General features: G+C 42.9%; 9 protein-coding genes and 1 pseudogene. 7 read left to right on the top strand and 3 right to left on the bottom strand.

The features are described from left to right. Window positions 1-17 precede the first annotated feature (17 nt). A complete protein-coding gene (locus A4U55_RS07430) occupies window positions 18-707 on the bottom strand; it encodes a MotA/TolQ/ExbB proton channel family protein (protein ID WP_003659829.1) in 690 nt (229 codons plus the stop codon). 275 nt (window positions 708-982) lie between these two features. Here A4U55_RS07430 and hrpA point away from each other — a divergent pair, with 275 nt between their 5' ends. The 6 genes from hrpA (at window position 983) to A4U55_RS09070 (ending at window position 10612) form a co-directional block, all read left to right on the top strand. Further along, the gene (gene hrpA, locus A4U55_RS07435; RefSeq protein ID WP_003671316.1) at window positions 983-5155 is read left to right on the top strand and encodes an ATP-dependent RNA helicase HrpA; all 4173 of its coding nucleotides are present in this window, start codon (window positions 983-985) and stop codon (window positions 5153-5155) included. 261 nt (window positions 5156-5416) lie between these two features. Continuing rightward, window positions 5417-6913 (top strand): TolC family protein, encoded by a 1497-nt coding sequence (locus tag A4U55_RS07440; protein WP_063454182.1) that lies wholly within the window; start codon window positions 5417-5419, stop codon window positions 6911-6913. A gap of 46 nt (window positions 6914-6959) precedes the next feature. Beyond that, window positions 6960-8123 carry an HlyD family secretion protein gene (locus tag A4U55_RS07445; RefSeq protein WP_063454183.1) on the top strand — a complete coding sequence of 388 codons (1164 nt, stop codon included), beginning with the start codon at window positions 6960-6962 and terminating at the stop codon, window positions 8121-8123. A 27-nt stretch (window positions 8124-8150) separates the two neighbouring features. Next, window positions 8151-9329, top strand: a complete 1179-nt coding sequence (locus A4U55_RS07450; RefSeq protein ID WP_063454184.1) for an ABC transporter permease — start codon at window positions 8151-8153, stop codon at window positions 9327-9329. After that, window positions 9329-10429: an ABC transporter permease gene (locus A4U55_RS07455; protein WP_063454185.1), complete on the top strand. Its 1101-nt coding sequence runs from the start codon at window positions 9329-9331 to the stop codon at window positions 10427-10429. Before A4U55_RS07450 ends, A4U55_RS07455 begins: the two co-directional genes overlap by 1 nt. A gap of 24 nt (window positions 10430-10453) precedes the next feature. Continuing rightward, window positions 10454-10612, top strand: a complete 159-nt coding sequence (locus tag A4U55_RS09070; protein WP_003668164.1) for a hypothetical protein — start codon at window positions 10454-10456, stop codon at window positions 10610-10612. A gap of 230 nt (window positions 10613-10842) precedes the next feature. On the opposite strand, the gene A4U55_RS07460 is transcribed toward A4U55_RS09070, so the two are convergent. After that, complete coding sequence (locus A4U55_RS07460) at window positions 10843-11070, bottom strand: hypothetical protein (protein WP_003659817.1); 228 nt, start codon at window positions 11068-11070, stop codon at window positions 10843-10845. Here A4U55_RS07460 and A4U55_RS09360 point away from each other — a divergent pair. Next, window positions 11065-11478, top strand: a pseudogene (locus A4U55_RS09360) (type II toxin-antitoxin system HicB family antitoxin). The gene A4U55_RS07460 and the pseudogene A4U55_RS09360 overlap by 6 nt on opposite strands. On the opposite strand, the gene A4U55_RS07470 reads toward A4U55_RS09360, so the two are convergent. Beyond that, a complete protein-coding gene (locus A4U55_RS07470; RefSeq protein WP_063454186.1) occupies window positions 11458-12249 on the bottom strand; it encodes a C40 family peptidase in 792 nt (263 codons plus the stop codon). The pseudogene A4U55_RS09360 and the gene A4U55_RS07470 sit on opposite strands and share 21 nt — an antisense overlap. Between the last annotated feature and the right edge of the window lie 59 nt (window positions 12250-12308).

Here is a 12308-nt window from a genome sequence, read left to right on the forward strand (position 1 = left end):
CTATAAAATAGTATGCTCTATAAAGTTGATGCGGTGTTCTTTTTTGCCAGATTTGTCACCAATGCACTTATTAAGCCTTCACAAAATAGGCTACGATTTTCATACAGTGTATTGGATTTGGTGGCAAAGTGATTATATGCCATCGTCGCAGGAATGGCCGCAAATAAACCAAGTGCTGTTGCAATCAATGCCTCAGCAATGCTCGGTGCAACGGTTGCAAGACCAACCGATTCGGCTTGACCCAAGCCAATAAATGCATTCATAATGCCCCATACTGTACCAAATAGTCCGATATAAGGTGAAACAGAACCAATCGTTGCAAGCGTTGATAATCCTTTTTCAAGATGCACCTGCTCACTGCCTAATGCCATACGCAAGCGACGCTCAACGATTTGCACTTTTTTATCATCACTTAGTGAAGAATCTTGGTCTTGGTGATTTTGATCATAAAAACCTGTATAAAAAATCAGCTCAAGCCCTGCACGCTCTGATTCTGCTTGCACAACAGACAGCTGATGATCGATATCATCAGTCCAAAACCATCGCTCAAATCGCTCATCAAACTTGGCAATACCGCCAATTTTGGTACCCAGATGAAAAATCAGTACCCAACTGATTGTAGACAGCAAAAGCAGTATCGCCATGACCAATTTAACAACAACGCTTGCTTCAATGACCAGCGAAATTAGGCTAATGGATTCGTTCATAATTGACAATCACAATAGGCAAAAAAGATACTTGGCATTATAGCATAAGTTAATAAATTTGCGACAGATGGGCAAAAAGTCATCGCTTGTCTATCGCCCTAAAATCGCCATTTAAATAGAAAATTGCAGGTTTTGATGATTTTATTTACAATACATGGTTTATTCATGCGTCCAAGCCCTCATATAGACCCATGAATAAAATAAAATCTGATGTATCAATGTACTTAAATTGATGCTTTTTCATACCCTTTATAAGATAACTATCATTTAAAAATATGCATTCTACCGATAATTTACCAGTCCTTGCCAAAGACAGACATTATTTAAATAAACTAAAACAGAAAATGAATTCTACCACAGGCGATCTAAAAACTAAGTGCAAAATACGCTATGATGCTATCTATGAGCGATCTGCCGAACAGGTCGCCAATCGTATGGATAGCATACCAAAAAATCTATCAGAAAAACTTAATCATGATTTACCCGTGACTGCTGAAGCCGATACGCTAATTCAAGCGATCCGTGATCATCAAGTGGTGATTATCGCAGGTGAGACGGGTTCTGGCAAAACCACGCAACTGCCTAAGCTTGCTATGATGGCAGGGCGTGGCATCACAGGTCAAATTGGCCACACACAGCCACGCCGATTGGCTGCACGCTCGGTAGCGATGCGTATCGCTGAAGAGCTTGGCGAGCCACTTGGTCAGACGGTGAGTTTTAAGATTCGCTTCACCGAAGAAGGTGGCAAGCACTCTATTGTCAAGCTGATGACAGATGGGATTTTACTTGCTGAATTAGGCTCTGATAAGTTTTTGGCAAATTATGATACCATCATCATTGATGAAGCACATGAGCGTAGCTTAAATATTGATTTTATCATGGGCTATTTAAAGCGTCTTTTACCCAAACGCCCTGATCTAAAAGTTATCATCACCTCCGCCACTTTAGACACCCAAAGGTTTTCTGACTATTTTGCAGCGAATGGCAAACCTGCACCTGTGTATATTGTCGAGGGTCGTAGCTATCCTGTTGAGGTGCGCTATCACCCCTTGACCGATACCATCGTATCTAGCCAAGATGATGATGCATTTGATGATATTGAGGACAATCTGCCACGCGCTTTGACAGCAGCGGTTAATGAATGCTTTGAAGATGCACGCACCAAGGGGCATCCAGATCAGGCAGATATCTTAATTTTTGCGGCAACAGAAGCTGAAATCCGTGAGCTACAAGAAGTGCTGATGTTATATGCGCCTGCCCATACAGAGATTTTGCCGTTATTTGCACGCCAAAGCTATGGTGAGCAGCAAAAAATCTTTGCACCGTCAGGTAAAGGGCGACGTATCATCATCGCCACAAATGTCGCAGAAACTGCGTTGACAGTGCCTAATATTCGCTATGTGATTGATTTGGGTTTTGCCAGAATTTCTCGCTATAACTATCGATCACGCATCCAAAGACTGCCCATCGAGGCAATCAGTCAAGCCGCCGCCAATCAAAGAAAAGGGCGGTGCGGTAGGGTAGCACCTGGGGTGTGTATTCGGTTGTATTCTGAAGAAGATTTTAACAGTCGTCCAGAATTTACCGAACCTGAAATCCTACGCACCAATTTAGCATCAGTGATTTTACAGATGGAGCGTCTTCAACTTGGCGATGTGAATGCCTTTGACTTTATCACACCGCCTGACTTACGATTGGTGAATGATGGCCGTAAGCTTTTGATAGAATTGGGAGCACTTGATGATAAAAGTTTTACCAAAACACGCGCCAAAAAGGGACGCACACAGCTTAGCAGTCTAACCAAAATCGGACAACAAATGGCAAAAATGCCCATCGATCCACGCTTGGCTCGCATGCTTGTGGCAGGTGATACCTTTGATTGCTTGGCGGATATTTTAATCATCGTGTCAGCGCTGGCGGTTCAAGATGTGCGTGAACGCCCAATCAATAAGCACGCTCAAGCCGATCAAAAGCATGCGTTATTTCGTAAAGAAGATTCAGATTTTTTATTTTATTTAGAATTGTTTGCAGCACTGTTTGATCAGCATTCAACCAATGACAATCAAGCACTTAGCAGTAATGCTCGCCGCAATTTTGCCAAAAAACATTATCTAAGCTACGCACGCATCCGTGAATGGCAAAAAACTCACAGGCAGCTTAGTGAGATGATGGCAGAGATGGGTTTTGAGATTAATAAACAAAAAAATCACCAAAATGATGTGAAAATTGATACCAAAAAGGGTGTTCGATTATCACTTAAGTCTGGTACCTCTCATCAAAAATCCATCAAACAAGCACTCGTGGGGGCTAAAGCCCTAAAAAATGACATTGATAACAAAACAAGCATTCATTATGCCAATATTCATCGTGCACTTTTGAGTGCACTTTTGTCATTTGTGGCGCATAAAACCGATACGGTGGGCGAATATTTGATGGCTCGTAGCCAAAAAGCCCGTATTTTTCCTGCCAGTACGCTTCATAAAAAGGGTGCTCAGTGGGTCATGGCGTTTGAGGTGGTGGAAACTTCGCAAGTTTATATGCGTACGCTTGCTAAGATTGAACCTGAATGGATTATCAAAGCAGCACCGAATTTATTAAAATATCATTATTTTGAACCGCATTGGTCAAAAAAAGCAGGGCGTGTGCGTGCTTATGCTCAAATCAGTTTATTTGGACTGATTGTGATTGCCAAAGAATTGGTGAATTTTGAACAAATTGATTTGGTACAGGCCAGAGAGATTTTTATTCGTGATGCTTTGGTTGCCAATCAATATGGGATGCAGATGAAATTTTTGGCAGATAATGCCAATAAAATCAAAGACATTGAGCGTATTGAAGATAAGCTTAGACGCCGAGATTTATTGGTTGATGAAGAAAGTTTATATCAATTTTATGATGCCAAAATTCCTAATCATATCGCCAGCCGTAAAAGTTTTGAAGAATTTTATCACGATGCTGAAAACAAAACACCCAACTTTTTGCATTTTAGTGATGAAGATGTGCTTAATGAAGCTGTTGATGATAGTCGAGAATTTCCTGAAAGTTGGCATTTGGGCGGTGTACGCTTGCCGCTGTCGTATGTCTTTGATCCAGCGGCTGATAATGATGGCGTGACCGTGCATGTACCGATTAAGGCATTGGCACAGGTTGATCCTGTGGCACTGCTTTGGGGTATCTCAGGGTGGCGTTATGAATTAGTACTACAATTATTAAAAACATTGCCTAAAGAAATTCGCCGACAGATTGTCCCCATTCCAGATACTTGCCAAAAGATTTTTCACCAATTGGACGCAAGCTCAAAGATGGGTTTATTAGATCAGCTTGTGGCAGCATTAAAGACGCTTGGTGTGCAAGCACACGCTCAAGATTTTGCACCTGATAAGGTTGAAGATTACCTGCGTCCATTGATTTGTGTGGTGGATGATAAAAATCGTGTGATCGAAAAAAGTCGTGACTTGCCGAAATTACAGGCACGACATCGTAAAGCTAGCGTTCAAAGCATCGCTATTGAGCAGGGAGTGCATCATCATTTTCCAAATCATTTTAATTTTGTCAAAAATAAGCACACATCAGGCATTGTCATGCAAGAATTTTCTGCACTAAAAGCAGATGCGGCCCAAAGTGCGGTTTTTATTGCGACATTTACAGAGATGAACGCTGCTTTGGCTGAGCATAAAAAGGGCGTTTTAACGCTCATTAAGGGGCATTTGGGTGCGAAACAAAAACAGCTGACTGGTCAAATTGATAAAGCATTTAAATTGGCGTTCGCACCATTAGGTGATTTAGAAAAACTAAAAAATATCGTCGTACATGCAACTTTAGAAGCCTGCCTTTATGACTACGGTCCAGACTTTGATCATAAGCCTGTCAGTCAACACGTTGATCATGCCAGAGCAGCAATTGCAGGTCTAATAACACAAAATAATCAATGGCTGATTTCACATTTGCCACTAGATGAACGAGAGTTTGACGATTGTCAAGACTTAATTTTAAAGAATTTTTTACTGGTTGGTCAAGAAATCTTAAGAAACTTAAAAGAAATTTATACCGCTTGGCAAACAGCTCGTGGCAAGCTTTTGATGCTAGATCAGGAGATTTTCGGTGAAAATATCGAAGACATCGAAGATCAGCTTGATGACTTGCAATTGGCAAATTTTGTATATCAGACGGATTATCGGCATTGGCGTCAGTATCCTCGTTATTTACAGGCACTCAATATTCGCCTTGATAGGCTACAGCATAATTTAGAGGCGGACTTGGATGCTGTATATTTGCTAGATACGCACATGGAACGCTTAGCAAGGTGCGTTAAAAATCCTAAGTTTGCAGAATATCGCTGGCTGGTCGAAGAATACCGCATTAATTTATTTGCTCAACCGATGAAAACAGTTCAGCCGGTTTCTGCCAAGCGTCTTGAAACACTGTGGGCAAATCTGACCACTCAATAAACTGCGAGCCGCTGCCAAAATCAAGCCAAAAAACAGATTGGTTTTGGGCTTGATTGCTTATTATCTACTTATTTACTACTTCGCATAATATATATTATGTTAAATGATATAAGTAAACCAAATAACAATTCATTGTTAATATTTCACTTTGTCATATTTAAATTTAATAATTTTATCATTAAATATTAATTGATAAAGATATTTTAATGATAAAATGCATACATAATTTACCCAAAAAATCAATCATTAAATTTGATACACATGCCCATCAAATGCCAGTTGGTTGCTATTGATAATATTATCAAGCCTTGTTATGATAAGATTTTAAATTTTGTTTATTTTTCAACCATGAAAATGCCCTATTTTTTGCTTTTGGGATTGTTGTTAGCACAGCAGGCTGATGCTGATTATAGCTTGCTTGATGCCCAAAAACAGCTCATGAGCAGCAGCTCTGCCATCCAAGCAAGTCATGCCTTGTATCAAGCTGATGTCTTACAAGCAGAATCATTACAAAAATTACACTATCCTAGGATATCGCTCAATGCACACGCCTTTGTACTGCAACAAAACAGCAGCATACCCTTAGATCATATCAAAGAGCAGACCGCCCAGCACATTAACACCCATTTTGACCATCGCTTTGGCAGTGCACCCGATGGTCTGTTGGATGCTTTGCATGACAGCACCCAAACCGCCCTTGACCGCCTGCCTGACCATCAAGATGTCAAGCTACGCCATGATGGCATTACCCCAAACATTACCGCCACGATGCCCATCTATACAGGTGGCCTAATCAGTAGCAGCAAAAATATCGCCAATCTACAAGCACAGCGTGGTAAATTTGGATTACAAGAACGCATCTCTTTGGCAAAACTTAATTTGATTCGCCATTATTTTAATGTGCAATTACAAAAGCAGCTGACCGACACACAACAAAACATGCTTAGTGCCATGCAGTTACATGTAGATAATGCTTATAAATTAGAACAGCAAGGTTTTATCAGTCGTGGACAGCGTATGCAATTTGAAGTGGCACGCAATCAGGTACAAAGACTGTATCAAAGCACCCAAAATCAGCACCAAAACAGCATTTATGAACTTGCTGTTTTGCTTGGTTTGCCCCACATTGAACCGCTAAGCACACCGCTGTTTATTAACACCCAGCATCGCCCCAATTGGCAAGCATTACTCAAAGATTCCCAAAACACACCGCTAAATCAAAAGCTAAAAACCGACACTCAGCTTGCTGATGAAAATATCGCCCTAAGACAATCCACCAAAAAACCAAAAATTGCGGCCGTGGCTCGTTATACCTTAGATGATAAGCCTGATTGGTTTGCAGGTGTGGCGGTTTCTTACAACCTATTCTTGGGCATTGACCGTGATAAGCAGATTGAGGCAGCACACCTACAAAAACAAGCAGCCCAATTGGGTCATGAACAAGTCAATGAACACATCACAACCACCATGCACACCGCTTATGGCGAGATGGTGCTGGCACAAAAAACCCACGCCCTACTACAACAAAATCGTCAAGCCGCCAAAGAAAATTTGCGTATCCAGACGCTGTCTTTTCAAGAAGGGTTTGGGACGGTGGCAGGTGTGGTTGATGCCCAAAGTGCTTTATCACAGATTGACAGCGAAACCGCTCTAAATGCGTATCGCTACCTTTTGGCACTGGCGACGCTGTTGCATTACACAGGGACAATTGATGACTTTGATGATTATTTGTCTTTGGATGATGCTCATAAACTGTGATTGATAACGCTCATACTTAACCCCAACCATTTGACAGCCCAAAACCATGACCGATAAGACCGACGATGTTAAGCCAGATACCGATGGCAACCACCCAAAAAAACAAAAACCCCACACACAAGCCAAATCAAAGCCCAGACCTTTGGCGTTATTCTTATTATTGGCACTCATTGGCAGTGTGCTTTTGGTGATTATTTTTGGTTTGATACAAAGCTATGGCACACCGCAAAACTTGCCAACAGCTAACGCCATTGGTAGCACAAATGAGCCGCCAAAGGGGGTGATTGCCCATCTCAGACAAAAGATTACCGGACCTGCCACATTTAGCATTCAAGGGCGTGTGGAGGGCGAAACGGTGAACATCAGCACCAAACTGCCCAGTCGTGTTGCTGCCATTTATGTCAAAGAGGGTCAAGCTGTCAGGGCGGGTGAACCTTTGGTTCAGCTTATCAGTCCTGAAATTGACGCCAAAAAACAGCAAGCCGCTGCCATGTTACAGTCAGCCCTTGCCTTTCAGTCGTCCACAGACCGTGGCACAAGACAAGAAAATGTAGACACCCTGTACGCCAATTGGCAAAGTGCCAAAGCTCAGGCAACGCTGGCAGAGGAGAGCTATCGCCGTGGTGAGTATTTGTATCAAGAAGGCGTCATCTCCCGCCAACGCCGTGATGAGATGAGGGCAGCGAAGCAGTCTTCTGCCCAAATTGCCCAAGCAGCACAGCAGCAGTATCTAAAAGCCCAGCGTGGTCGCACTGATGAATTAAAATCATCCGCCGACGCCCAAGTCCAAATCGCTCGTGCGGCGGTTGCCGAAGCCGATGCCCTAGATGCTGAAACCATGCTTTATGCCCCCATTGATGGCACGGTCTCAAAAATCTACATTCAAAGCAGTGAACTGGTCATGCCAGCGGTGCCTGTAATGAGCCTGCTTGACAACCACCCTACCATTACCATAAGCGTCCAAGAAAATCAGTACAGTCATGTCCATGCCCTGCCCAAGCTAACTGGTTTTATCCCTGCACTGAACAAAACCGCCGATTTTAAAATCGTGCATACCGATGATGAGGGAGAGTTTGCCACCATCAAAAATACTAGACAGACAGGCGGTTATGACATTCATAGCTTTAAAACCAAACTTGAACCCATCACCCCCATTGAAGGGTTAAAAGTGGGCATGAGTATGATATTTGATATCACTGTTTTGCCTTAAATTTTCATCCAAATAAGTCTGATATCCATGATTGTTCGCTTTATTCGTGCTTTTTGCCAAGCATTTTTGCGTGAGCTTAACCGCTTATCATGTAACCGATTTGATTTGGCGATGGTCATGATAGCACCGCTTGTCATCATTGTCTTATTTGGAGCCATGTTTTATCATGGTAAAGCACATCATCTGCCTGTGGCTTTGGTTGATGAGGATAACAGTGAATTAAGCCATTTGATTTATCAGCACATTCATCATAATGAAACCATTAAAACCGTCCTAATCTTAGATAATGTACAAGATGCTCATCATGCCATCAATCGTCTGGATGTTGGTGGCTACATACACATTCCCAAGGATGCTCAAAATCATTTGGTGCGTGGTGAAAATACAGGCATTCACATTGCCTACAATCAATCATTTTTTAGCATTGGCAGTGCCATCTCATCTGCCCTATCTAAAAGCACCAAAGGCGGTATTGCCAAATTTATACAAACCAAGCATTTAACTGGTGTCTTACCCCATTTGTCTGGCAACATGCCTCATGTCAAAATATCGGTGCTGTTTAACCCCAATCTAAGCTATGAATTCTTTTTAGAGCCGTTTTTGGTCGCTGCGGTGCTGCATTTATTACTGTGCTGTTTGGTTGCCCACGCCATTGGACAAGAATTTCATGAACACAGCGTACATGAATGGTTATGTCATTCACCTTTTGGGGCGTTGTTTGGTAAAATAAGCGTGTATGTGCTGATAATCAGCCTTTGGCATGGGCTATGGCAGGCGTGGCTTATTGGGGTGCGTGGCTGGTTTGTGGCAGGGTCGTTATTTGTACTGATTATCGGTCAGCTGCTGTTTTATCTTGCTTATGCCTTATTTGGGGCGATGGTGGTACTTAAAACTCAAAACATTAATAAAAGCTATGGCATTTTGGCGGTCTATGGCGGCTCATCAATGAGTTTTGCAGGGGTTACTCTGCCGCTAAATAACGCCCCAAGCTTTACCCAATTTTGGTCGCAGATTATCCCCTTTACCCCCTTTGCCCGTCTACAAGTTGAACAGTGGGTGATTGGCAGTCCATTTATCATCACCCTAGCACACCTTAACTCTTTGCTGATATTTGTGCTGATTTTTGGCATCGGTAGCCTATTACTGCTTAGACGCATCAAAAAGACCTTAATAGCCATACCAAATACGCCCAAGGATGACAGTTGATGAGACGATTTATCAAACAATATCTGACCATCTGGCTTGATATCATCAAAGACAGGTCTATTTTTTTGACCATGGTGCTGTCGGTGGTGTTTTATGGTTTTTTTTATCCGTTTGCCTATCAAGCTCAGCGTCCTGCCGATTTGCCCATTGTGATTGTTGATGAAGAGCAAAGCCCGCTCACCCAAGCCATCATCCACACCACAAGCCATACGCCCAACATACATGTTTTGGCGGTTGTGAGTGATTTTAGGCAAGCTCAAATGCTGGTACAATCAGCAAAGGCAGATGGGATTTTATTACTGCCTAACAATCTTAGCCAAAGCATTCATCACGGTCAAACAGGCGGGGTTGGGCTGTATCTGAGTTCGGCGTATTTTTTGCGTACACAAAATATCGGTGCAGGTCTGGTATCATCATTACAAGCAACCATCATCCAAGAGTTAGGACAAGTCACCCAAACCAGACACAAACCCATGCCAGAGCTTATCCATCAATCAGCATTATTTAACCCTCTGTCAGGATATGGTAGCTATATTTTTCCTGCTGTTGCTCCCATCATCGTCTACCAAACCATCGTGCTGGGTCTTGCCATGCTTGTGGCAGGTTATCGTCAAAGGTTATGGCGTGCCAGTGCTTGTGATTTTTTGGCAATTTATGCGGTGGCATTGACCATTGGCTGTTTGTCGTGTTTTTATTTATTTGGTTTTGTATTTTGGTGGCATGATTATCCTAGGGGTGGCAACTTTTGGGGGATGATGCTCGGTGTCCCCATCTTTGTCAGCTGTGCTATTGGGGTGGCTTTATTAATCGCATCATGGGTAGCTGATGGTGCTAAGGTGGGTGTGTTGCTCATTTTTAGCTCTGTGCCATTATTTATGCTAACAGGGCTTGCTTACCCACTGATGGCGATGCCCAAATTTTTACAACCATTAGCCCACGCCCTACCAACCACACAAGGCGTACAAATGTTCATTCAGCTCAATCAGATGGGCGTACCCATTCAAGATGTTTGGCAAAAGATGGCATATTTGGCAAGTGTGGCGGTGCTTTGTTTGGGGGTGGCGTTTTGGCGGTTAAGATTAGTGAACAAATCAGTTTAAATTTAATAGAAGTGAAAAATTGATTTGAAAAAATCCGACTGGTCGGCTCGCTATATTAAAGACCATATTGAAGCGTGCAAGCCTTATTTATCTGATGGTGAGTATCAAGAGGGATGCTTGGCTAATATTTGGCATAAACCATTAGGCAATTTAAGCCCTGAATTTGTCGAAAATTGGGTGTGAAACGAAAATAAAACGCTCAAAACACGCACGGCTCAAGCTTATCAATGTATAAAGCGTTTGTTAATTGGGCAAGTGAATGCTTAGAATATAAAGGGTTAATTCTGCTTACACCAGCTCAAAATGTACCCCATCCAAAAAGCGTCAACCGCCAGCACGATATGCCTTAACCCATTCTTGTGGCGTGCCTGCTTTGCCTGTAATGACCATCCATGCACCGCCCCAACGCACATTTACGCCCAGCTTACCGCTTGCCTGTGCCATTGCTTTGGCAAGGGGGCAATAATCATCTGTAGATTTTTAAGACTACGCTCAGATAAAACAAAACCGCTTTTATTGGCAATCAGCTTATCTGCGGTGGCTGGTGCATTGTTTTCAGGGTGGGATTTAAATTGCTCACCTGCTGCCCTAATTTCGTCAGGTGTAATTGCTTTAACCACAAAGGCAGAGAATTTATGCACTATCCTGTTACCCTAACCCCTGATACAGACGGCTTTTGCGTTACTTTTCGTGACATTCCAGAAGCCATCAGCCAAGGCGATACCACGGACGAAGCCCTAGACATGGCACAAGATGCCTTAATGGTCGCCATGGAGTTTTATTTTGAAGATAACCGAGCCGTACCAATGCCAAGCTAAGCACAAGATGGCGAGCATTTGGTTAGCTTGCCACCGTCTGTATGGGTAAAGGTGTTACTGCTTAACGAAATGATTGCCCAAAATGTCAGCCAAGCTGAGCTTGCCAAAAGAATGGGCATTGTGCCACAAAGTCTAACCCGCCTTGTGGATTTATCGCACACCACCAAAATTGACACCCTTGCCAATGCTTTTGCCAAATTGGGTAAGCAGTTACAAGTTGGTTTGGTTTGATGCTTGATGACGCACCACCATCGCCGTGCGTCTTTGCCAATTGTCCCCATAAATCTCACGCACGCTAAGACTGCCATGGGGATGGTGCAAAATTAGGGCATTACCCACACAATCAGGCGTGGTTTCGCTTTTTAACTTGCCATCGCCCACATAAATCAAAGCATGATTGACATGATGGGTACGCCCAACACGGCACAAGATGACATCGTGCTTTTGTAAGTCGGTTTCATCTTGCATCTTGATAAAACCTGCTTTGGCAAAGTTTTTCTCGTATAAGGGTTCATGGTTCTCATCCTCCCACCAGTCATCAGATCGTGCAAAGCTTGGCAGTGTGATGTCAAGCTCACGGCTGTAATAGTCTTGTACTAGACTATAGCAATCTTGTACGCCATGATAATACTCACGCCCTAAAAGTGGGCTTTGATAAGTGGTAGGCTTATGGCGTTTGATGTCGCAGTATGTTGCCCCTGTCGGTGTATGACCTAAGCCCACAATCACCCAATCTATGTCATGTAAGCCCATTTGCACCTTATCCACTTCACTGGGTAAGGGTTCACCGTTTGGGTGGCTATGGACAATCGCTTCAATGTCGCCACGGTTAGACAATACCACCCATTCGGCAGTATCAATCTCAAACGCATTGGCAGGATTGGGGGCGATATTGGTACAAGGGTGGTATTGACCATCAATAATCACACCACAGCACTCGTTAGGATATACATCCTGAGCATGGGTTATGATTTGTTGTTGTAGGTTTTTAGTTAGTCGCATGGTTTATCCAATAAAAAACCGCCCAAGTTGTACTTGGACGGCTGAATATTTGTTTATAA

The organism is Moraxella catarrhalis (assembly GCF_001632285.1).
Classification (GTDB): Bacteria; Pseudomonadota; Gammaproteobacteria; order Pseudomonadales; family Moraxellaceae; genus Moraxella; species Moraxella catarrhalis.